At 61.6% G+C, this 21697-nt stretch carries 17 protein-coding genes and 3 pseudogenes; 7 read left to right on the top strand and 13 right to left on the bottom strand.

The window, feature by feature from the left end:
- Positions 1-29 precede the first annotated feature (29 nt).
- The 3 genes and pseudogenes from BSF40_RS08530 to BSF40_RS32980 form a co-directional block, all read right to left on the bottom strand.
- Positions 30-293 carry a DUF6124 family protein gene (locus BSF40_RS08530; RefSeq protein ID WP_095964783.1) on the bottom strand — a complete coding sequence of 88 codons (264 nt, stop codon included), beginning with the start codon at positions 291-293 and terminating at the stop codon, positions 30-32.
- A gap of 531 nt (positions 294-824) precedes the next feature.
- Positions 825-1001 (bottom strand): annotated as a pseudogene (locus BSF40_RS08525) (LuxR C-terminal-related transcriptional regulator); the annotation flags it as partial.
- Positions 1002-1050: 49 nt separating this feature from the next.
- Positions 1051-1282 (bottom strand): annotated as a pseudogene (locus BSF40_RS32980) (prepilin peptidase); the annotation flags it as partial.
- Between the two features lie 143 nt (positions 1283-1425).
- On the opposite strand from BSF40_RS32980, the pseudogene BSF40_RS08515 reads away from it, so the two are divergent.
- Together BSF40_RS08515 and BSF40_RS08510 are read left to right on the top strand one after the other, a co-directional pair.
- Positions 1426-1560: pseudogene (locus tag BSF40_RS08515) on the top strand (pilus assembly protein); the annotation flags it as partial.
- On the top strand, positions 1557-4298 hold the full coding sequence (locus BSF40_RS08510) for an ATP-binding protein (protein WP_095964781.1): 2742 nt from the start codon (positions 1557-1559) through the stop codon (positions 4296-4298). The pseudogene BSF40_RS08515 and the gene BSF40_RS08510, both read left to right, overlap by 4 nt.
- 136 nt (positions 4299-4434) lie before the next feature.
- On the opposite strand, the gene BSF40_RS08505 is transcribed toward BSF40_RS08510, so the two are convergent.
- The 4 genes from BSF40_RS08505 to BSF40_RS08490 are packed head-to-tail and all read right to left on the bottom strand — an operon-like array spanning position 4435 to position 6702.
- A complete protein-coding gene (locus BSF40_RS08505; protein ID WP_095964780.1) occupies positions 4435-4998 on the bottom strand; it encodes a DUF4136 domain-containing protein in 564 nt (187 codons plus the stop codon).
- Between the two features lie 37 nt (positions 4999-5035).
- Positions 5036-5638, bottom strand: coding sequence for a DUF4136 domain-containing protein (locus BSF40_RS08500; RefSeq protein WP_095964779.1), 603 nt, complete (start codon positions 5636-5638; stop codon positions 5036-5038).
- A gap of 12 nt (positions 5639-5650) precedes the next feature.
- Positions 5651-6400 carry a methyltransferase domain-containing protein gene (locus tag BSF40_RS08495; RefSeq protein ID WP_095964778.1) on the bottom strand — a complete coding sequence of 250 codons (750 nt, stop codon included), beginning with the start codon at positions 6398-6400 and terminating at the stop codon, positions 5651-5653.
- On the bottom strand, positions 6400-6702 hold the full coding sequence (locus BSF40_RS08490) for a MazG-like family protein (protein ID WP_007971343.1): 303 nt from the start codon (positions 6700-6702) through the stop codon (positions 6400-6402). Before BSF40_RS08490 ends, BSF40_RS08495 begins: the two co-directional genes overlap by 1 nt.
- A 261-nt stretch (positions 6703-6963) precedes the next feature.
- Between BSF40_RS08490 and BSF40_RS08485 the strand changes: the two genes are divergently transcribed.
- Together BSF40_RS08485 and BSF40_RS08480 are read left to right on the top strand one after the other, a co-directional pair.
- On the top strand, positions 6964-7257 hold the full coding sequence (locus BSF40_RS08485; protein WP_007971346.1) for a hypothetical protein: 294 nt from the start codon (positions 6964-6966) through the stop codon (positions 7255-7257).
- 178 nt (positions 7258-7435) lie between these two features.
- The gene (locus BSF40_RS08480) at positions 7436-8785 is read left to right on the top strand and encodes an MATE family efflux transporter (protein WP_095964777.1); all 1350 of its coding nucleotides are present in this window, start codon (positions 7436-7438) and stop codon (positions 8783-8785) included.
- An 11-nt stretch (positions 8786-8796) separates the two neighbouring features.
- Here the strand turns inward: BSF40_RS08480 and BSF40_RS08475 are convergent, their stop codons facing one another.
- From BSF40_RS08475 to BSF40_RS08445, 6 genes are all read right to left on the bottom strand, one after another.
- Positions 8797-9597, bottom strand: coding sequence for a DUF4123 domain-containing protein (locus BSF40_RS08475; protein WP_095964776.1), 801 nt, complete (start codon positions 9595-9597; stop codon positions 8797-8799).
- Entirely contained in the window at positions 9594-10913 is a 1320-nt protein-coding gene (locus BSF40_RS08470) for a type VI secretion system Vgr family protein (RefSeq protein WP_095964775.1), read from the bottom strand. The genes BSF40_RS08475 and BSF40_RS08470 overlap by 4 nt, the downstream gene beginning before the upstream one ends.
- Positions 10914-11144: 231 nt before the next feature.
- Positions 11145-13058, bottom strand: coding sequence for an arginine decarboxylase (gene speA / locus BSF40_RS08465; protein ID WP_095964774.1), 1914 nt, complete (start codon positions 13056-13058; stop codon positions 11145-11147).
- Between the two features lie 219 nt (positions 13059-13277).
- Positions 13278-13649, bottom strand: a complete 372-nt coding sequence (locus tag BSF40_RS08460) for a translation initiation factor Sui1 (RefSeq protein ID WP_095964773.1) — start codon at positions 13647-13649, stop codon at positions 13278-13280.
- Positions 13650-13981: 332 nt separating this feature from the next.
- Positions 13982-14539, bottom strand: coding sequence for an NUDIX hydrolase (locus BSF40_RS08450; protein ID WP_095964771.1), 558 nt, complete (start codon positions 14537-14539; stop codon positions 13982-13984).
- A gap of 3 nt (positions 14540-14542) precedes the next feature.
- On the bottom strand, positions 14543-15610 hold the full coding sequence (locus BSF40_RS08445; RefSeq protein ID WP_095964770.1) for a DUF2333 family protein: 1068 nt from the start codon (positions 15608-15610) through the stop codon (positions 14543-14545).
- Between the two features lie 483 nt (positions 15611-16093).
- Here BSF40_RS08445 and gcbA point away from each other — a divergent pair, with 483 nt between their 5' ends.
- The 3 genes from gcbA (at position 16094) to BSF40_RS08430 (ending at position 21690) form a co-directional block, all read left to right on the top strand.
- Positions 16094-17764, top strand: a complete 1671-nt coding sequence (gene gcbA, locus BSF40_RS08440; RefSeq protein ID WP_095964769.1) for a diguanylate cyclase GcbA — start codon at positions 16094-16096, stop codon at positions 17762-17764.
- A 52-nt stretch (positions 17765-17816) separates the two neighbouring features.
- Positions 17817-19763, top strand: a complete 1947-nt coding sequence (locus BSF40_RS08435) for a methyl-accepting chemotaxis protein (RefSeq protein WP_095964768.1) — start codon at positions 17817-17819, stop codon at positions 19761-19763.
- 172 nt (positions 19764-19935) lie between these two features.
- Entirely contained in the window at positions 19936-21690 is a 1755-nt protein-coding gene (locus tag BSF40_RS08430; RefSeq protein ID WP_095964767.1) for a protein-disulfide reductase DsbD, read from the top strand.
- Positions 21691-21697: the final 7 nt, after the last annotated feature.

The following is a 21697-nucleotide window of genomic DNA, read 5'->3' as shown; positions in this document are numbered from 1 at the left end:
GAGGACTCCCTCGCCACAAAGCTCCGTGGTCAGTCTTGCGGATCGAGATTATCCAACGCCCGGTTCACCGCCATCTCACCCAGCATGATCACCTGCGCAATCCCCAGCAGCGTATTGCGCTGCGAGCCCTGCAGAAAACCCGCGAAATCACTCGCCATCACACTCGCCGACGCCAGTGATTCACAGGCGTGGGCCAGCAGGGTTTCGGTGTCGATGTTCGGGGCGATGACGAACATCGTGCTGGGTTTGTGCACGGCGGGTTGTTTGGGTGGATTGGGGGTGGGTTTAATCATCGTTGCACCTCTGGGATGAAATGGAGCCACGTCCAAATTGCCGCGAAGCAAATTGGGGTGGCAGCTGTACGCGGGTTCGCGGACCGATCCCAGAGGCAGCTCGGCATACCCGAAGGTATCCCGCGCACAGTCGCCATGACACAGAACGACAGACACAAGAAAGTGTTGTCGTCAGGTGGAGCGATTATGCCTTAGGAATCGAGCCGCGACGCCCGGACGCTGAATTTTCAGCGACCGACAAAGGCTAGAGATCGCGCTTCCGACGGACAACCTGAAAAGCGTGTCAGAGGTGTCCTCGGGACTTGAGGAAAACTACACAGGATTGGTTGACTGTAAGACCGCCTTCGCGGGCAAGCCCGCTCCCACAATGGGCCGGGGTAAACCCACGCCTCTTACCACTCATCAGGCAGAGCGTTAGCTCGCCTGCAGCTCTTGATCTTGATCCAACCGCCCCCTCGGGAGGCCTCGTGAGTCGCCGTCAGGGCGAAACCATAAGCGGCCATTACCGCAGAAACGGATATGTACACAAAATCAGTGCGCCGCAAACCACTGCCGCATCCCGGAATTACTGGGCGACAAGGCCAACGCCAACTGCGTCCGCTTATGCATATGCGTCAACCTCAACACCTGCGACACATACAACTTCACCGTGTTCTTGATAATCCCCAACTCACACGAAATCTGATAATTGGTCTGTCCCTTGCCCGCCTGCCTGAAAAGTAGACGTAGTTTCCGGCTGTGAACATATAAGGGCCGACTAGTGGAGCCAGGTGAATGTCAGCATCAGCCCCACCCGCACGAACGGTGCAAATGACTGTTTCTTTGACATTTCAGGCGCCATATAAAAAAGCAGGTTCTAAGCCCCTGACTCACAGGAGCCAGACTCTTGACGCTAGCAGCAGCCAGAAAACACTGGCCAATCCAGCACCCGTAAACGTGCCGGGCACGTGCATACCGTCCGTCGCAAGACCCGGGGCGGCCATGAGTTTAAAGCTCTGCACTCGGTAAAAACCTCCGTTTTGGCGGAATGATTCTATGCTGACATTACTCAGTGATAGTCAGGGTAGACGCACTCATGAAAGCCAGACTCCCCCACAAACAAAAAGGTGCCGCCGCGATAGAGTTCGCCCTGGGATTGCTGACCGTCGCCATTCATTACCCCGCCAATAAAATCAGCGCCGTCATTCCGTTCCTGAACCTGCCCGGCATCGGTCGGGTACCCAATCTGCCGGCGACCCTCACGGCCAGTGCGAGCCTGCAATTTTGAGTGCCGGGGATAAATTGTTCGGGCGCCTGCTCCACCGCCACCCGCCGCCCCCACCGGAGCCGCCGGAAACACTGCGGGTGCACAGCTTCGGATTGCAGATGCAGCTCAATGCCGATGGGCGTGTCGTTCAATTGAGCGGTCCGCTGCGGCACTTGCTGGCCCAGCATCCCCCCGGCACACAGGAACCACACCTGCTCGACTTCCTGTTGCCCCACAGCGGCCTCGTCATCGAAGGCGCGCCGGCGCACTGGCAGGGACAAACCCTGGACCTGGACTTCTACAGTCTCAATGGTCCGCCCCTGCATTTGCGCGGCTGGGTGCAACCCTTGGCCGATGCCTGGCTGTTGCAGATGCTCGACATCGGCGACTTGTTGCTCGAACGCCGGCAATCGCGCAACCGCGAGCAATGCCAGGTGCTGGTGCTGCAAATCGCCGAACAGCTGCGCCTGTGCAGCCTGACACGTCTGCCCGAGATGCTGGGCGAACAACTGCAAAGCCTGGCCCAGCGTTTTCAGATCCCCTGCATTGCCCTGGCCTTGCTCGATGAGCAGGAGCAGGGTTGGCAGATTCACCAGCACTACACGGCTTTCGATGCACCGCAGCTATGGCAAAACGACCAGCGCCTGGGCACGGGGCTGGACAGTTTGAGCGGCTCGGCACCCCAGTACCTGATCCCGCGCGAACACCCGCGCCTGCAAGGCACGTTCGGCAATAACGATGGCTTCGCCGTGCCCTACCACGATGCGCAAGGGGTGGTCGCCTGGTTGCTGTGCGGTTTCTACACGCCGCAACAACGCGCCCCCGATGTCACCGAACGCGATTGGCTGCAAATCACCGCCGCGCTCGCCAGCCCCTTGCTTGAACGCTTGCGCGAGCACCGACATCACCTGCAACTGGAACGCCTGGAGTCGCTGCAAGCGTTGCTGGGCACAGGCTGGTGGGAAATTTTCAGCGACAGCGAAGAGGTGCAGTTGGCACCTTCGCTGGCGACGAACCTGAACCTTGGAACATCGCGTTTATCGGTACAGGACTGGCTCGACCAGGTGTATCCCGCCGACCGCGAAGAGCTGCGCATCCGTCTGCAGGACTTGCAGGTGTCGGGCATGCCACTGCTGTTGTGCGTGCGCCTGTATCGCCCCGACGATGCACTCGAACCCGTCTGGTATCGCCTGCAAGGCCAAGCGCTGGGCGTGGGCAAAAACCGTCGGCTGGTGGGTTTCATGCACGACATCAGCGACATCAAGAATCAGCAGCAGAGCGCCGCCGCTGCCCATGCACGCCTGGACAATCTGATCGCCAGTTCACCGGCGGTGATTTATGTACAGCGCTATGACGAAGGCGCTCTGCAACCGGTGTTCTTTAGCGACAGCCTGCTCCCGTTGCTCGGCTGGACCCTGGCCGACTGCGCACCCGGGGCGCTGGTGGAGCGGGTACACCCCGACGACCGCCTGCAGTATTTCGAGCGCACGCGACGGCTGCTGCGTGAAGGCTCGGTGCGCGCCCGCTATCGGCTGCGCGACAGTCAGGGTGACTATCACTGGCTGCTGGATGAAGCGAAATTGTTGCGCGACGACCTCGGCTTGCCGGTGGAAGCCGTGGGCTTGTGGCTGGACGTCACCGAAGCGACCCTGGCGGCCGAGCAGGTCAGGCAGAGTGAGGAACGCTACCGAATTCTGGTGGAAGACTCGCCGGCGATGATCTGCCGCTACCAGCCGGACCTGACCCTGACCTTCGGCAACCGCCCGCTGGCCACCTATCTGGAATTGGCGCCCGAGCAATTGCCGGGGGTGAATCTGGGCAACTGGATGTCCGGGGAACAGCGCGAGGCATTCACCCGGCGGCTGAACCAGTTGAGCCCGGAGTTTCCGGTCAGCACCGCCGAGATCAACCTGCAACTGCCCGGGCGCGAACACGCCTGGTGGGTCTGGTCCGATCGCGGGGTATTCGACGAACAGGGACGCTTGCTCGAGGTCCAGGCCGTAGGACGCGACAACACCGAGGTACGACGCTCGCAGCAGCAGCTCACACAAAGCGCGAAAATGGCCACCCTCGGTGAAATGGCCACCGGCCTGGCCCATGAGCTCAACCAGCCGTTGAACGTGATACGCATGGCCATCGTCAATGTCCTCAAGCGCCTCAGCAACGGCGACGTACAGGTCGACTACCTGATCGACAAGCTCACCCGCATCGACAGCCAGGTGCAACGCGCCGCGCGGGTGGTGGACCACATGCGGGTGTTCGGCCGCCGCTCGGAAATCGAGCAGCAACCGTTCAACCCGGCCCAGGCCATCGAAGGCACACTGGCGCTGTTGTCCGAAGGGATGCGCGGCAAAGGTGTCGACCTGCGCATCAGCGAGACCGGTTTTGATGTGCTGGTGCGCGGCTACGTCGATCAGCTTGAGCAGGTGCTGATCAACCTGATGGTCAACGCCCGGGATGCATTGCTCGGCAAGCGCGAGGCCAACCCCGATTTCAAACCGTGGATTTCGGTGTACGCCGAACGGGATACACACGCGGTACGCCTGTGGGTCGAGGACAACGGCGGCGGTATCGACCCGCGTTTGCTGGAGCGGATTTTCGAGCCGTTCTTTACCACCAAACCGGTGGGTGTCGGCACCGGTCTGGGGCTGTCGGTGAGCTATGGCATTGTCGAGAACATGGGCGGCAAGCTGAGCGTCAGGAACTCCGCCGAGGGCGCGCGTTTCTGCATCGAACTGCCGATTGTGCTGACGGACTAGATCACCTGGGCTGGGCGTCCCGTGTGACAACCGAGGTTGGCACCCACCTCGACCTGGTTCAGGTCGATCCCCAGGCTCGCAAGTGTCGAGCATAAAAACCCCTGTGGGAACACAGGGGTTGAGAGACTGGCTGATTCTAAGTGGCGTGCGGTGGATAGTTGGCCAATATCCGCGTGACTGTTTCCAGGATGGCATCACGACGATCCGACGGGTTCGGTGTGCGGCTGAGTATCTGTTCGTCACTGCCACGCCACACCAGTTTGCCGTCCTTGCCATCGAGCAGGTCGATCTGGATGGTCGCTACCTTGTAGCTGACATTACGGGTTTCGTTATACATGGGCGCGCCGTAGTAGCCATACCACGGGTACCCCCACCCGCCGCCGTAGTTGGTGGTCACCTGCTGTTGCCGCTCTTCGACAATCAGGTAGGTCTGCACATTCAAGTCACCCTTGGCACCCGCGGCGGCCGGGCGCAGACCGCGCTGGTCCAGTTGATCGGCTACCGCCTGACGGATGCGCTGTTCGGTCAGGTCGCTCTTGATCCGTGGATCATCGGGACGGTATTGCAGGGCGGGTTCTTTCCACGTCCAGCTGCGATAGGCAGCAAAGTCGCGGCTGGCGTCGAAGTCATGATTGACCTGGTTGGCGGCGCAGGCACTGAGCAGCGCGACCATGGCCAGTAGTATGAAACGGCGGAACATGATGGTTCTCCTGCGAAATGCTTCTTATCTACAGAAGCTAACTGGGAGGATACGCCGACATCGCCTTTTCCACAGCCTCCCGTATGGCATCGGCGCGCTCGCTTTCGCTGCCCCGGTTGCCGGTTTCAGCGCTGGAGCTCCATATCGGCTGACCGCTTTTGGCGTCAAACATGTCCACCTGAACCACCACGACCTGTTCCGAATAGGTGCGTACGATCGGCACGCTGCCGTACATGCCGTACCCCGGTCCGTAGCCACCGTAACCGCCGTAGTAACCGTAATCGTCCTGAACCTGGCGCAAGCGGGTTTCCAGGCGCAGGTCGGCGCTGACAAACAGGTCGGCCGGACGATTGTCGTGCAACGGGCGCAAGCCGCGTTGGTCCAGCGCATTGCTGACCGCTTCGGCAACCTGCGCCGAGTCCGCCCAGGCCGTGCCCGGTGGCAGATGCCCGTCGAGCCAGGCCCAACTGCGGTAGCGCCCATAGTCACGGGGTGCTGCCGGATAAGCGCTACGGTCGAAAGTCTTGGCGGCCTGGGGCGGTGCCGGAGGCAAAGGGTTGGACGTGGCGACATAAGGGTTGCTGCCCTGACAGGCGGCCAGCCCCAGGCAGAACAGCAGTACACCTGAATGACTTTTCATTGCGTGCTCCGATCAGACAGGCCGACAGATCCAGTGCAAGTAACGTCCAAGCCCGGCATAGGCTGGATGACGGCGGTGGGCCAGTTCCATTTCCAGCAGGTCCACCAACTCGGCGCGAGCCTGGAATTCCACCGGCATGTAATCGTGAAAAACCCGCACGCCACTCTGGGTTTCGACCCGCCATAGACCTTCAAGTTGCGCCGCCAGTTCACGCGGATCAAGGGGCTGCTGCGGGGTCAGGCTCTGTTTTTCACCGGCCATGTCGTTCTTGCGCATCTTGCGGAAATGGCCCTTGAGCAAGTTGCGGTAGATCAGCGCATCGCGGTTGTAGAACGCCAGGGACAGCCAACCATCGGCCTTGGTCAGTTGATGCAGCACCGGCAGGATGGCGTGGGGTTCGGCCAGCCATTCCAGCACGGCGTGGCACAGCACCAGGTCGTAGGGCTCGGTGAGCTGCCCTAGCAGTTCCTGCCAGGGTGCCTGAATGAAGGTGGCGCTCTGTCCGGCATCGGCGAAGCGTTGGCGGGCGCCTTCGAGCATCGGTTCGGCAGGTTCGGCGAGGGTCACCTGATGGCCACGCTGGGCCAGCCACAACGACATGTGGCCAAGGCCCGCGCCGATGTCCAGCACACGCAGCGGGCGATCGGGCAAGGCTTCGGCCAGATCGGCCTGCAACACCGCCAGACGGATCGCACCTTTGGCACCGCCGTAGATTTTTTCGGCGAAACGGGTCGCCAGTTGATCGAAATGACGGTCGCTCATCAGCTGAACCTCCGCTCGCTGTCCGCCAGTTTGCTGCGCACCACGGCCTCCATGTCCAGGCCCAGCTCGCTGCACAGCAGCAACAGATAAAGCACGATGTCACCGACTTCCTGCCCGGCATGGGCGAGTTTGTCCGCCGGCAACTGGCGTGACTGGTCTTCGGTCAACCACTGGAAAATCTCCACCAGCTCGGACATTTCCACGCTCGCGGCCATGGCCAGGTTTTTCGGACTGTGAAATTGCCGCCAGTCATTGCGGTCACGGATGGCGTGCAGGCGTTCGGTCAGTTCAACAAGGTTCATCGGGCTCTCCTGAAGGCGTATAGCTTCGGGGGGATGACGAGTGAAGGCAAGTGACAAAGATTGAGCGGTTGGCATTGTCTTTTTGTGGGAGCGGGCTTGCTCGCGAAAGCGGTTGTCCAGTTAATAATGATTCGACTGACACGCCGCCTTCGCGAGCAAGCCCGCTCCCACAGTTACGGTGCAACCCTCTATGCTGGTGGGAACTCGGCAGCATGATCGACAACCCAAGGCTCAATTCTCTTTAATCAGGACGTTCACTCCATGCAGGTAGAAGGTTTTTCCGAATGGCTCGGCCAGGTACTCGGCTCGATCATCCGCTTCATCGTTGATGGCCTCAGTGGGCTGTTCAATCTGTTGAGCAACGCCAGCAGCAATTTTGTCGAAGGCTTGTCCCAGGCGCTGGGCATGGAGACTTCGGTCGTCAGCATCGTGACCTTGATCCTCGGTCTGATTCTGCTGTGGACGGCGATCCGCGCCTTTCTCAATGCATCCTTCATCATGGGGATCATCTGGTTGATGCTGGGGCTTTGGCTGCTCAGCTGGATCATCCACTGACCCCACCGGACACTGTGGGAGCGGGCTTGCTCGCGAAGAGGGAGTGTCAGTCGAATCAATATTGACTGGACGACCGCTTTCGCGAGCAAGTCGGATCGCCGCACCGCCGCTCCCACAATTGAATACACGGCATGCTCTGAATCTGCCGCTACAATGCCCGCTCCCCCAAGGAGCCTGCATGTCCGACCTGACCGCCGACTGGCGCGACCGCCCTACCCATCGCCGGGTCTGGGCACTCGCCGCGCCGATGATTCTTTCGAACATTTCCGTACCGCTGGTGGCACTGGTCGACAGCACCGTCATCGGTCACCTGCCCCACGCCCATCAACTCGGCGCCGTCGCGGTCGGGGCCAGTCTGTATACCTTCCTTGCCTGGGCCATGGGTTTTCTGCGCATGGGCTCCACCGGGTTCGCCGCCCAGGCGGCCGGACGCGGGGATGGTGCGGCCTTGCGGCAGATTCTGTTGCAAGGCCTGTTGCTCGCCTTCGGCCTGGCCCTGGTCCTGGGTGCTGTGGGCGTGCCGTTGAGCACAGCGGCGCTGCACTTCATGCAACCGTCGGCGGAGCTCGATCAGCTGACCCGCGAGTTTTTCCACACCCGCCTGTTCGGACTGCCCGCCGCGCTGGCCAGTTATGCACTGGTCGGCTGGTTTCTCGGCACCCAGAATGCCCGGGCGCCGCTGGCGATTTTGCTGAGTACCAACCTGGTCAATATCGCCCTGAACCTGTGGTTCGTCCTTGGCCTCGAATGGGGCGTGGTCGGTGCCGCCCGGGCCTCGGTGATTGCCGAATGGACGGGGGCGCTGATCGGCTTGCTGATGACCCGCAAGGCCCTGCGTGCCTATCCCGGGCATATCGTCTGGGCGGCATTGGCGCTGTGGCAGAGTTGGCGGCCATTGCTGGCGGTCAACCGCGACATCTTCATCCGCAGCCTGGCGCTGCAATCGGTGTTTTTTCTGATCACGGTGCAGGGCGCGCGGCTGGGCGACGCCACGGTCGCGGCCAATGCCCTGCTGCTCAACGGTTTGCTGCTGACGGCCCATGCCCTTGATGGCCTGGCCCACGCCGTGGAAGCGCTGTGCGGGCACGCCCTCGGCGCCCGCGACCGCGATGCCCTGCGCCGATCATTGGTGGTGGCGGGCGGCTGGTCGTTGCTCGCGAGCCTGGGCTTTGCCGCGCTGTTTCTGTTCGCCGGGCATTTGTTCATCGAGATGCAGACCGACATTCAAAGTGTGCGCGACACCGCGTTCATCTACCTGCCCTACCTCGCCGTACTGCCGCTGATTGCCGTCTGGAGTTACCTGCTCGACGGCCTTTTCATCGGCGCCACCCGCGCCAGGGAAATGCGCAACGGCATGCTGCTGACCGTGGTGCTGGTGCTGCCTTTCGGCTGGGCACTGCAAGGCTGGGGCAACCATGGCCTGTGGATAACCTTTTTGCTGTTCATGCTGCTGCGCAGCCTGACCCTCGGCGTGATCGCCTGGCGCCTGCGCCGTCACGATGGCTGGTTTGCCGGCAGCACTCACTGAGTGGCTCGAGTTCATGGCCAGGGTTGGTCGTTCTGCCACCGGTGGCGCAGGCTATCGAGGCGCTCCTGCTGAGTCCTGCCCGGCAATGGCTGCATGGGCACGGCGTCGGGATACTGCAAACGTAGCCATATCCAGCCATCCAGTACCGGGCGCTCGCTGAAACCCAGCGCCAGTCCTTCCTGCACACGGGCCCACAGGCGGGAGAAATCGGCCCCGGTGGATCGGTTCCAGCGCCAGGCATGTTGTTCAAGCAGGCAGGTTTGCAGTTTTTCCTGTTGCCCGGCACTGAGGCTCTCCTCGACGGCCAACGGGCTGACCGCCAGCCCGGGGTTGGATAAACGCTGCCACCCCTCGCATCCCGTTGCGCGATCGGCCCAACTGCCGCCGAACCAACGCAACTGCTGGATGGGCCCTAGCCAGCGACTCAGTTCAGCGGCATCGCAAGCATCGAAAAAATAGCTGGCCGTGATCGGGTTGTAATAGTTCAAAAGGGCCCGGTGCAAGCCAAGCGTAACCGTAAGCATGCGCCGTAAATGCGCGAGCAACGGCGCAGCGCCGGCCTCGCTGACCATCAGCAATCCGGGCCAGCGTTGGCCGTCGACGATGCACAGATCGGCCAGTGCCGGGCAGGTGCGCAGATCGACCAGGACCGGCCCCTGCGCTCGCAGCGCATGCCACTCCGTCCTTTCGAACAACCCATACCACCGGGCTTGTGCAAACATCTGCCGAAGCGTGACACCCGCCTGCGGCGTGCCCGGCACATCCAGCAACAACCACTGCGGGGGCGCCTCGGGCGTGCGTGCGACGATCATGCTCCAGAGCTCTGGCCAAGCTGCGTCGCCAGACGACAGGTGCACAACGCCTGTGCGCAATGATTGAAACTGCCACCGCCGGGCAGCAGGCACAGCATCAGCAGCGGTTCTGCCGAGTGCAACCATTGCTCCAGGCCCTCATCAGGGGTACAGATGACCTGGGGAGTGTCCGCGCTCATCTCCTCGATCGTTGCCGGCGCATGCAACACCCCGGTTATCTGCGGCTGATCGGGATCACCTTCGACAAAACTCACGACCAGCTCGGTTCCTTCGCGCAATGGCGAGTACGTCTCGGCCTGCAACGGCCCGGCCAATGGCAGCCAACAGTGACTGGGCGCTGCCCCCTCGCCCTGGTAAAGCCAGTCGAATTGCACCGGTACCGGCCTTGCCGGGTCGGGGCCTTGCTCATCGACCTCGACGACCCACGCCCGCTGCAGGCTGTGCATCTGGGGTTTGCTCGTCGCGCAGGGCAGCTCGAAGCGGGCCGGCCATTGCAGGGCACGGGCCTGGTTGTAGTAGGGCGTCGCCGTATCCTGGCTGCCCCAATGTTCAACGTGGGTCACCAGCCAGAGCCGATTGCAATCGGCAACCGGATGACCGGACAGCGGCATCACCCGACCGCTGCGCAAGGTCGCCAGGTCTGTCCGGCACTCGACACATTGCGCCGCTGTCGCAGCGCTACGCTGGCGTTCGAGCTGCCGCACTGCCGGCCGATCGCCCTCGCAGCGCAATACCGCAGGCTCTGCGGTGCGAAAATGTTGCTGATCGTCGCTGAACACCACGCAGCCCCCTCCGACCCAGTTTTCGAAGTGGTAATGCAGTCCTTCCTGGGCGCACAGTCGCTGGACAAATTGCAGGTCCGACTCTTGATATTGCGTGCAGAAATCCCGGGGCGGGTGGTCGCCGCTCAGCGCCAGGCGTCGATCTTTACCGGTAATGCCGTGCTCCTTGAGCACCTGATCGAGGATTTGCGGCACCGAACGGGCACTGAAGATTCGTTGGCTGAAGCGCTGGGCCAGACAAGCCAGTCCTGGTCCCAGGCGCACCTGGCATAGTCGGGGCCCCGAGGCATGATCACGCTGGACGAGTTCATGCAATTGTCCATGCACATGGTTTCCGGCTGGCCCGAAATGCAAGGAGGCCGGGCGGTACAGCAAACTGGCAAGGTCAAGCACCGGGTCATCGATCAGCAGCTCCAGGTCGAACACGAACGGCTCGCTGATGGCTTCTCTACCGGTAAAGGCCAGGACCTCAAGGGAGTCGGGCAAACCTGCAACATCCAGACGAAATAACGGTTCGCTGACTGGATTGAACATCGGCGTTTCTCTACGGGAGGGGCGGCCGGGGATTCTCGCTGAGAGACATGGCCGAGTAGAGTGCCGAAATACAACTTAGGAAATAACCTACGCGAAAAGAAGACCAAATGCGCTAAGTAGTCGAAACGCAGGTAATTTCCCATGGAATCGGAGAATTGCCGCACCAGGTCATCTGAAATTTCCGAGGCAGAAGGAAAATTTTCAGACAACCTGATGAGCGTGGAACTTACCTCAGGAAGACAGGTAAGACGAACGGGTCAGACCCAGACGCAAGGCATCGAGGAACTGCGTGCGCTCGGTTGCGCTGATGCGGGCACTGGCGCACTTGTCGCGGTAGTGAGTCATCAACTCCTCCGGCGACAAGTGCACGTAACGCAGCATGTCTTCGATGGTGTCGTGGGTTTCGATACCGGCGTGGTACACGCTGCCGTCGGCGTTCTGGTAGATATTCACCGAGTCGGTGTCACCGAACAGGTTGTGCATGTCGCCAAGAATTTCCTGGTAGGCACCGACCAGGAACACACCCAGCAAGTAGTCCTCACCTTCCTTCAGCGCGTGCACCGGCAAACTGGTTTCGATGCTTTGCTCGTCGACGTACTGGTTGATCTTGCCGTCGGAGTCACAGGTCAGGTCTTGCAGCACCGCACGACGCAACGGCTCTTCGTCGAGGCGGTGCAGCGGGATGATCGGCAGGACCTGATCGATGGCCCAAGTGTCCGGCAGGCTCTGGAACACCGAGAAGTTGCAGATGTACTTGTCGGCCAGTTTGTCGTTGAGTTCGTCCAGCACCTGACGGTGGGAACGCTGGCGCGCCTTCAGCGAGTTGTGCAGGCGACGGCACACGGCGAAGTAGCATTGCTCGGCCAGGGCTTTCTCGGCCAGGGTCAGCTTGCCGTCGGCGTACTGGGAGGCAACATCGCTCATGTAGTGCGTGGCGCGCCAGTAGGTTTCGGTGACCATCTCGATGTCGGTCGGACCCAGAAGGTCCACCAGCCACTGTACGGTTTCCGGCAGCGCTTCCTTGTTCTCGATCTGTGGCACGTCGTCGTTGTGTTTCTCGACGTCGGTCACCTGGATCACCAGCATGGCGTGGTGCGCGGTCAGGGAACGGCCGCTTTCGGAGAAGATGTTCGGGTGCGGCAGGCTCTGCGCATCGCAGAACTCCTTGAGCATCCCGACCACGACACCGGCGTAATCGTCCATGTCGTAGTTGATCGAACTGGCGTTACGCGAGTGCGTGCCATCGTAGTCCACGCCCAGGCCGCCACCGACATCGATGTGGTCCACCGGCAGGCCGAGGTTGCGCAATTCGCCGTAGTAACGGATCGCTTCCTTGAAGCCGTGCTGGTAGTCCGCCAGGTTGGCGATCTGCGAGCCCATGTGGAAGTGCAGCAGGCGAATGCCCTGGTCCAGGCCGGCCGCGCGGAAACGCTCGACCACCGAAAGCAGTTGCGCCGCCGACAGGCCGAACTTGGATTTCTCGCCGCCAGTGTCTGCCCACTTGCTCGACGCCAGGGACGACAGGCGCACGCGCAGGCCGACCTGAGGCTTGACCTTGAGCGAGGCCGCTTCTTCGATCACCAGGCCGACTTCGGATTCTTTCTCGATCACGATGAACACGTTGTGGCCGAGCTTCTGGCCCATCAGCGCCAGGCGGATGAACTCGCGGTCCTTGTAACCGTTGCAGACGATGGTGCCGCCCTTCGGCGCCAGTGCCAGCACCGCCAGCAGCTCAGGCTTGGACCCGGCTTCCAGACCGATGGAAACGTTCTGGGTGGCGATGATGTTTTCGATCACCGCTTCCTGCTGGTTCACCTTGATCGGGTACAGCGCGGTGTACTTGCTCTGGTATTCCAGACGCTCGATGTTGGCGTCGAATGCGCCCGTCAGCTGACGCACGCGGTCTTGCAGAATGTCCGGGAAACGGACCAGCAACGGCAAGGACAGGCCACTTTTGCGCAGCTGGTCGACTTGCTCGAACAGGTCGATAGGCGAGCTGCTCGGACCGTTCGGACGAACTTCGACGCGACCGGCGTCATTGATCGCGAAATACCCGGCCCCCCAATGGCGAATCCCGTAAACACTGCGGCTGTCCGCAACTGTCCATTGGCTGCCATCGTCTTTGCGTGTGCGTCGTACGGACATCGAAGTCCCCTATAAAGAAGTCATAGTGCGTCGCCTGGATTCAGGCCGGCGCAGTCTAAAGAATGAAAATGACGGTTCGTCAACGAGGCAATAGACCCCGCCGACCGCAGTGAGTTTAGAAACCGGTCATGAACAGGCTCTGTGAAAACCATGTGGACGGCGCCAGGCCTGAATGCCATCAGGACCGGATCAAGCCGAGGGTGGTTTTCACAGAGGCTGCTAGCCGCCGGATTTCTTCGCCTTGAAACCGAGCTTGATCAGTTCTGCCAAGAGTAGCTCGACATGATCGCCCTGGATTTCGATGACACCGTCTTTCAACGCCCCACCGGTTCCGCAACGCTTCTTCAACGTCGTGGCCAGTTCCTTGAGCGCATCTTCAGCCAACGGTACACCGGTAATGGTGGTCACCGTCTTGCCGCCACGGCCCTTGCTTTCGCGACGCACGCGCGCAATGCCGTCGCCGGCCGGGATAACGGTCTGTTTGCAGATGCAGGCGTCCACCGGTTTACAGCATTCCGGGCAATGACGACCTGCGTCGGTGGAAAATACCAGGCCGCCCAGGGCGGCGAAGGATGCGGCTTTTTTGGCCACCGGCAATCCTCTTCGGAGGACAAAGACTGGTCGCAGCACTTGGGAAGGCTATCGACCGCGAAGCCCCACTCAGGCAGGGGCAGCGCTACTGAAACGGCAGAGCTTTTTCGAAACACGCTAACGTCCATCGGACAAAACGCGTCTTCTCTGTAGGAGCGAGCTTGCTCGCGATGAACTCAAGGACGACGCGTTCATTCTGGATGCCCGCGTTATCGTTGACGTCCATCGCGAGCAAGCTCGCTCCTACAGTTACAGCGATACCGTTACAGTTTAAAAAGGTCGCGCAGTGTAACGGCAAAAACGCCGATTGCTAAGAGCCAATCGGCGCCAATTTATAGCTGTTTTGCGACGTTGCTTTGTTGAGCCTTCAGATAGCGCTTCAACGCCGCCAGAGAGTCCGGGCAGTAAGGCTTTTCCGCGATCTCCAGCATGACCTGATCGATGGGGATAAAGCGTGCTTCGAGCACCTCTTCCGGTTGCAGGGTCAACGGGCCGTCCCACACCGCCGAGAACGCCGAGCACCACAGGCGATTGCCCGTGTCCTCGAAGAAGAAATGGTCATGGGCGGTCAGCTCCACGCCACTCACGCCCAGTTCTTCTTCCAATTCCCGGGCCGCCGATTCGGCGTAGGTTTCACTGGCGAGCACCATGCCCCCCGCCGCCACGTCCCAGTAACCGGGATAGATCGCCTTGCTCAGGGTGCGGCGATGCACGCACAGCTCGCCAGCGGAATTGAACAACATGATGTAGGTACCGCGCCCGATCAGCCCGCGCTCGCGCAAATCGGAACGGACCAGGGCGCCCAGCAGGTTGTCCTGCTCGTCTACCCAGGCGATCTGTTCGGCATCGGAAGCCGCGCGGTGTGCGGCTTCTCTGGTGTTTTCGACCATGACTCAGCCCTGATTGAGCAGTTGACGCAAATCGATCACCGCGGCGTTGGCCCGGGAAATGTAGTTGGCCATGACCAGCGAGTGGTTGGCCAGTACGCCGAAGCCACTGCCGTTAAGGATCATCGGGCTCCATACCGGCTCCTGCGAGGCTTCCAGCTCACGAATGATCTGACGCACGCTGACCGTGGCGTTTTTCTTGGCCAGCACATCGGCGAAGTCGACTTCGATGGCGCGCAACAGGTGCGACAGCGCCCAGGCCTGGCCGCGGGCTTCGTAGAACACGTTGTCGATCTGCAGCCATGGCGTTTCGACGATTTCCTCGTCGACTTGCGGCGCCACACCCGGTGTCACTACCTCGGTCTTCAGCGCAGTGTTGAGCTTGACCCGACCCACACTGGCCGACAGCCGTTGCGACAGCGAACCCAGGCGGGTACCGACATCACCCAGCCAGTTGTTCAGGTTGTCGGCACGGGCATAGAACAGCGCGCTCTTCTGGTTCGGATCGGACAGGCGCGCCTGATAGCGGCTCAGGGAGTTGATGCCTTCCTGGTACTCGGACTCACTGGACGGCAGCACCCAGCTCTTGTTGTCGAAGTTGAAACGCGGCTCGGCCTTGGCCAGGTCGGCGTCTTCGGCGGACTGCGACTGCGAACGGGCGAAATCTTTGCGCAACGCCCGGCTCAGGTCGCGGACCTGCACCAGCACGCCATATTCCCAGCTCGGCATGTTGTCCATCCACAGGCCTGGCGGGAAACGGTCGTTGGATATATAGCCGCCTGGCTTGGTCAGCAAGGTGCCGGCGACGGTCTTGAGGGTTTCCACCGTGGTGTAGCCGACGACCATCTGCTTGCCTTCTTTCTCGGCCGCCAGTTGTGCGGTCTGCTGGACCGGGAAGAGCGCCGGCTCCTGGCTCCAGTACCAGCCCAGGACACTCGCCACCAACAGGTAGATGCCCAGCAGAGTGGCCAGCGCCCGGCTGAACAACAGACCGCCCAGGTAACTGCGGGCCTCCGACTTCGGTTCAGCAGTACGTTCAGGCGCACTGCCTGTGCGGTTCTTCCAGTCCAGCATGGCGATATCCTTTCAATCTCTTGAGTTCAACGGTTCGACCACAACCATACAACAACGTGCCTTGGCCCGGCACCCGCCATTGCACCGATGCGGAAAATTACCAAGCTTGTGGATGAAAAATGTTCCTGGCCTCCCGACGACGCTACGACCTTCAAAATCCGGCTAATGCCCTGAACTACCGCCTAAGGGAATCCCCTACCCCCCGAAACCGAAAAAAAGGGCCACTGCGCAGAGGCTGGAAAATCATGAATCTCCAAATGCAGGTCACACTTCAATTGCCGCCCCACGCCCACCAAGTGCCCTGAATAAAGCGCTTCACACCCGCACACCGCGACTTTAAAGGCCAAAACCAGACTGATCGGTCACAAACTGAATGAGGTTGCATTGCAGATTATTGACGTACAGCACTCATGTAACGGAAAAGTGATGCTAGCATAGAGCCACCAGTCGACCTCAGTGTGCACCCTAACTAGTAGTCAGGATATGACCGAGCCAGAAGACCCCAGCCGCGAGCGCCTCAAGCACCACTTTGCCCAGCGGGTAATTCATCAGGCTCGTCAGATTCTTGAGATATGGCAGCGCCTGCAACGCAGCGAGTGGTCCACCGCCGACCTGTCGGAACTGAGCGAGGCCAATCTGCGCCTGCTGCGTTTCGCCGAGCGCTTCGAACAACCGGAACACACGCAACTGGCGCGTCATATCGGTCAATCCCTGGAGGCGGTCGACGCCAACCGCGGACGCCTGAGCAGCGGTCTGATCACCGACCTCAACCGCTTGATGCAGCGCCTGTCACGCACCGGCCTGCGCCATGGCGACCAACTCGATCAAACCTTCCTGCCGCCACTGCGCAAGCCCATCTATGTGATGCTGCAGGATCACGACCGCGCCGAGCGCCTGGCCAAACAACTGGAATTCTTCGGGCTCAGCGCCCAGTCCCTGGACAGCGTAGACGCGTTTCGTTCGTCGATGGTCGAGCGCTTGCCCGCGGCGATTGTCATGGACGTGGACTTCAGCGGCCCCGGCGTCGGCCTGAAGCTGGCCGCCGAAGCCCAGGAAGGCCTGGACCATCGCTTGCCGCTGCTGTTCTTCAGCCTGCACGAAACCGACACACCGACCCGCCTCGCCGCCGTGCGCGCCGGAGGCCAGGAGTTCCTCACCGGCACCCTCGAAGCGTCGAGCCTGCTGGAGAAAATCGAAGTCCTGACCTGCGTCGCCCAGTACGAACCTTATAAAGTGTTGATCATTGACGACTCCCGCGCCCAGGCCCTGCACACCGAGCGCCTGCTCAACAGTGCCGGGATCGTCACCCGGACGTTGATCGAGCCGATCCAGGCCATGGCCGAACTGGCGGACTTCCAGCCGGACCTGATCATCCTCGACATGTACATGCCGGCCTGCACCGGTACGGAACTGGCCAAGGTGATCCGTCACAACGACCGTTATGTCAGCGTGCCGATCATTTACCTGTCGGCCGAAGACGACCTGGACAAGCAACTCGACGCCATGAGCGAGGGCGGCGATGACTTCCTGACCAAACCGATCAAGCCCCGGCACCTGATCACCACCGTGCGCAACCGCGCAGCAAGGGCCCGCAACCTCAAGGCACGGATGGTCCGCGACAGTCTCACCGGCCTGTACAACCACACGCACATCCTGCAATTGCTCGAAGACTGCTCGTTCCGCGCCCGTCGCGAGAACAAGCCACTGAGCTTTGCCATGCTCGACATCGACCATTTCAAACGGGTCAACGACAGCCACGGCCACCCCATGGGCGACCGGGTGATCAAGAGCCTGGCGCTGTTTCTCAAGCAACGCCTGCGCAAAACCGACTTCATCGGCCGCTACGGTGGCGAAGAATTCGCCATCGTCATGCCGGACACCGATATCGAAGCGGCCTACAACGTGCTCGATGAAATCCGCCAGCGTTTTGCCGAGATTCATTACCCAGCCCAACCCAAGGACCTGTGGTGCACCTTCAGTGCCGGGGTGGTGGAGTTCTGCGAAAGCTCCGACAGCCTGATGATGGCCAGCCTGGCAGACGAGGCGCTGTACCGTGCCAAGGGCGGCGGACGCAATCGCGTACAGGCCGCCCGCACATCAAAGCAAAGTGCCACTTTTTCATCGGAATCGACCGATTCGGTCATAACCCTGTAACAGAAACGCAATAACTTCAGGCGCTTACCATTTCTGCCGTTGGTAGTCCTTAATGCGCCTGAAGCTGCTGACCAATCTCAATACCCTCCTTTTGGTGGCCGTGTGCGTGGCCCTCGGCGCTACGCTGTGGTGGTCGCAAAAAGCCCTTGAGCGTCCGTATCTATTAATGGAGCGCTACCTGGGCCTGTCGCAGCAGTTTCAGAATGAAGTCGCCCGCAGCGTCGAGGATTACCTTGGCAGCGGCGATGCCCTGCGCCTGAACAGTGCCGCCCAAGGCATCGACAGCCTGCAAAAACAACTCGGCGAATTGCCACCCGCCCTGGCCGAGGCCTTGCGCCCGAGCCTGTCGACCCTTGAAGAATTCAGCAAAACCGACCTGCTGGCCGCCGGCAAACTGGCCGGCGATCCGCAGGCCCTGCTGCTGCAGGCCGAACGGGAACTGGGTGCCAGTCTCGATCAGCTCAGCCAGTACGCCAGTGGCAATGCCGCCTATCTGACGCCGCTGCTCATCGCATCGCAGCACCTGGGCAAGTTGTCCCTGGCGCGGGACAAACTGGTCAGTAGCGGCCGCAGCGAGCTGGCCGCCGACGTCGAACGTGAAGTGACCAACATCCGCACCCAGGCAGAAAAGCTCGATGCCCTGCCCTTGCTGGGGGTGACCTCCAGCAGCGAATCGAACGCCGATGATTTCGCCGCGATGATGGGTCTTGAGCACCAGGAAAAAACCGTCGCCGAAGATGCCGGCGTCGGCCTCAAGCGAGAGCTCAACAGCCTGCTCACCCGCTACCCGGCCGAGCTCGCGCGCACCCGCGATCAAATCGGCAAACGCGCTGACCTGAGCAGCGCGACTCACCTGAAAATCGCCGACGTGCAACAGGCCATCGCCGGACTGGAACCGGTGATACGCGCCCAGCACGGGCAGATCCAGGGTGAAGTACGGCTGATGCAAGGCGTGATGATCGGCTTGATTCTGTTGATCGCGCTGCTGATCGACACCTTGCAGCGCAAACTGGCCCGGACCCTGACCAACCTCGCCCCGGCCCTGTCGACCTGGGCCGAAGGTGACTTCAGCCGCGACATTCAACTGGGCAACACCAACCGCGAACTGCATGACATTGAAGCCTCGCTCAACCGCCTGCGCGCTTATCTGGTGGACCTGGTAGGGACCATCCGCCTCAATGCACAGCAAGTGGCCGGCAGCAGCCGCACCCTGGCGGACCTGAGCAATGATTTGCATGACGGTGCGCAACATCAGGCCGGCGACACGGCGCTGATCCGCGACTCTCTGAGCGAACTGGAAGCGACCATTCAGCAAGTCGCCGGTGACGCCAGCCAGGCCGCCGACGCCAGCCGCCACGCCGGCCTGGCCGTGGAGCACGGACAGAAAGTCATCGGCCTGAGCCTTACCGGCCTGCATGCGCTGGTGGATGAAGTGCAAGGCAATGCGCAAATGATCGAACACCTGGCCGAGGAGTCGGCCACCATCGGCGGCGTGTTGACGGTGATCCGCTCGATCGCCGACCAGACCAACCTGCTGGCCTTGAACGCTGCCATCGAGGCGGCCCGGGCCGGGGAAATGGGCCGCGGCTTTGCCGTAGTGGCGGAAGAGGTGCGCTCACTGGCGCAACGTACCGCCGGGGCCACGGCAGAAATCCAGACGCTGATCGCCGGGCTGCAAACCGCCGCGCGGCAGTCGGTGGAAGGCATGCGTGCCCAGGTCGAACACGCCGAAGCCACGGCCAGCCAGGCCCAGGCCGCCGATGGCGCGCTGGATAAAATCGTCGGGGCGATCCAGACCATTTCCGACACGGCGGTGCGCATCGCCGATGTCACCGCCCAGCAAAGCGGCGCGGTCAGCGAGATTCGTGATCACAGCGAGCGGATTCATCAGTTGGGCGGGGATAACTTGCTGCGCATTGGCGAAGGTCGTGAGCAAGGGGAGAACCTGCTGGTGCTGGGTGGGCGATTGCACACCGCCGTTCAAGCCTTCCGCGTCTGACCGACCGCCTTCGCGAGCAAGCCCGCTCCCACATTTGATCTGTGCACGACACAAATCCCCTGTGGGAGCGGGCTTGCTCGCGAAGGCGCCAGATCAATCACCACAGATTCCCAGCCTGCACACCCCGCTGCTGTCCGCTATCATCCCCCCAATTCCGATACGCGAGATCGTCATGCGCCGTTTGCTCTGCCTGCTGCTTTTAGTGTTCGCCCTGCCGGCCAGCGCCACCGGCTTGCTGGAAAATCGTCCCAATTCGACCCTGGGCTCGATCAACAACAGCGCCGACTTCCTGCCCGTGCGCGAAGCCTTCCAGTTGAGCCTGGTAGAAAGCACGCCGCAATCGATCAAGCTGCGCTTCGTCGCCACTGAAGGCTATTACCTCTACCGTCACCGCTTCCAGTTTCGCGCCGATCCGGCCGAAGTCGTGCTCGGTGCGGCGAAACTGCCCGATGGCCAGAAAAAGCACGATGAGTACTTCGGCGACGTCGAGGTGTACCACGGCATTCTCGACGTCGAACTACCGCGCACCGATCAGCGGGCCTTCACCCTGGCCGTGACGTATCAGGGTTGCGCCGACAAAGGCCTGTGCTATCCGCCGGAGACCGAGCGCCTGAGCATCGACGGCAGCGGCGCGGCGACGACGACGACGACGGCATCTCAATGGAGCTGGCGCGAACTGGCATTGTTTTTCCTCGCGGGCCTGGGCCTGACGTTCACACCCTGCGTGCTGCCCATGCTGCCGATCCTGTCCGGGGTGGTGCTGCGCGGCCAGGTCGGTGGCTGGCGCGGTTTCAATCTGTCACTGGCCTATGTCCTGCCGATGGCCGCGTGCTTTGCCCTGCTCGGCGCGCTGATGGGCCTGTTCGGTGCCCAGCTCAATCTGCAGGCGCGGCTGCAATCGGCCTGGGTGCTGGTGCCTTTTGCGATGTTTTTTGCGCTGTTCGCGCTGGCGATGTTCGGCGTCTTCGAACTTAAGCTGCCGCACGCCATCAGCAGTCGCCTGGACCGCATCGCCGGTCGCACCGAAGGCGGGTCACTGTGGGGCGCCGCGGTGTTGGGCGTGGTCTCCAGCTTGCTGGTTTCCCCCTGCGTTTCGGCACCACTGGCCGGCGCGTTGCTGTACATCAGCGCCAGTGGCGATGCGCTGGGCGGCGGCCTGAAACTGTTCATGCTCGGCCTCGGCATGGGGGCACCGCTGTTGCTGGTGGCCACCGGTGGCGCAGCCTGGTTGCCAAAAAGCGGTCCGTGGCTGGTCTACGTGAAAAACGCGATTGGCGTGTTGTTGCTCGGGTTGGCCGTCGGCCTGCTCAGTCGCGTCCTGCCGGGCCAGGTCACCTTGCTGCTGATCGGTTTGCTGGCCGGCGGTGTCGGCCTGTTCATGGGGGCGCTGGAGTTCGTCTATAAACCACCACGCAAACGTCTCGGACAGCTGCTCGGCATGTTCCTGGTGTTTTACGGGCTGGCCTGCTGGTACGGCGCGTTCAGCGGCCAGACCGACCCGTTCAACCCGATAGGCCAGCCTCGCATCGTCGACAACCGCGGCCAGGAGCAAACCACCAGCGCCTGGCAAACCGTCAGCACGCCAGCCGATCTGGACCGCGCACTCGCCGACGCACGCTCCTCCGGCACACCGCTGCTGCTCGACTGGTATGCCGACTGGTGCATCAGTTGCAAAGTCATCGAGCGTGAGGTGCTGGACGACCCTGTCGTCATCGAACGCCTCAAGGGTTACCGGCTGATCCGCTTCGACATCACCGCCAGCAACGCCGAGCAACGCGCCTTGCTCGACCGCTACCAGTTGTTCGGCCCCCCGGCCCTGATGTTTTTCGGCAAGGACGGCGTCGAACGCGTCGATGTGCGGGTGATCGGCGAGATCAACGCCAGGGACTTCGCCGAACGTGTTACCAGGGCGAATGACCGCATTTAATCAAGCA

The sequence above is a fragment of the Pseudomonas sp. ACN5 genome, from assembly GCF_002303975.1.
Classification (GTDB): domain Bacteria; phylum Pseudomonadota; class Gammaproteobacteria; order Pseudomonadales; family Pseudomonadaceae; genus Aquipseudomonas; species Aquipseudomonas laurylsulfatiphila.
Note: the sequence above shows the minus strand (reverse complement) of the source record. Positions and strands in the feature narration are given on the sequence as shown.

Coding starts and splice junctions, on each gene's coding strand:
- BSF40_RS08530 (WP_095964783.1), bottom strand. CDS start 293: ATGATTAAACCCACCCCCAATCCACCCAAACAACCCGCCGTGCACAAA.
- BSF40_RS08505 (WP_095964780.1), bottom strand. CDS start 4,998: ATGTTCCGCCGTTTCATACTACTGGCCATGGTCGCGCTGCTCAGTGCC.
- BSF40_RS08500 (WP_095964779.1), bottom strand. CDS start 5,638: ATGAAAAGTCATTCAGGTGTACTGCTGTTCTGCCTGGGGCTGGCCGCC.
- BSF40_RS08495 (WP_095964778.1), bottom strand. CDS start 6,400: ATGAGCGACCGTCATTTCGATCAACTGGCGACCCGTTTCGCCGAAAAA.
- BSF40_RS08490 (WP_007971343.1), bottom strand. CDS start 6,702: ATGAACCTTGTTGAACTGACCGAACGCCTGCACGCCATCCGTGACCGC.
- BSF40_RS08485 (WP_007971346.1), top strand. CDS start 6,964: ATGCAGGTAGAAGGTTTTTCCGAATGGCTCGGCCAGGTACTCGGCTCG.
- BSF40_RS08480 (WP_095964777.1), top strand. CDS start 7,436: ATGTCCGACCTGACCGCCGACTGGCGCGACCGCCCTACCCATCGCCGG.
- BSF40_RS08475 (WP_095964776.1), bottom strand. CDS start 9,597: ATGATCGTCGCACGCACGCCCGAGGCGCCCCCGCAGTGGTTGTTGCTG.
- BSF40_RS08470 (WP_095964775.1), bottom strand. CDS start 10,913: ATGTTCAATCCAGTCAGCGAACCGTTATTTCGTCTGGATGTTGCAGGT.
- speA (WP_095964774.1), bottom strand. CDS start 13,058: ATGTCCGTACGACGCACACGCAAAGACGATGGCAGCCAATGGACAGTT.
- BSF40_RS08450 (WP_095964771.1), bottom strand. CDS start 14,539: ATGGTCGAAAACACCAGAGAAGCCGCACACCGCGCGGCTTCCGATGCC.
- BSF40_RS08445 (WP_095964770.1), bottom strand. CDS start 15,610: ATGCTGGACTGGAAGAACCGCACAGGCAGTGCGCCTGAACGTACTGCT.
- gcbA (WP_095964769.1), top strand. CDS start 16,094: ATGACCGAGCCAGAAGACCCCAGCCGCGAGCGCCTCAAGCACCACTTT.
- BSF40_RS08435 (WP_095964768.1), top strand. CDS start 17,817: ATGCGCCTGAAGCTGCTGACCAATCTCAATACCCTCCTTTTGGTGGCC.
- BSF40_RS08430 (WP_095964767.1), top strand. CDS start 19,936: ATGCGCCGTTTGCTCTGCCTGCTGCTTTTAGTGTTCGCCCTGCCGGCC.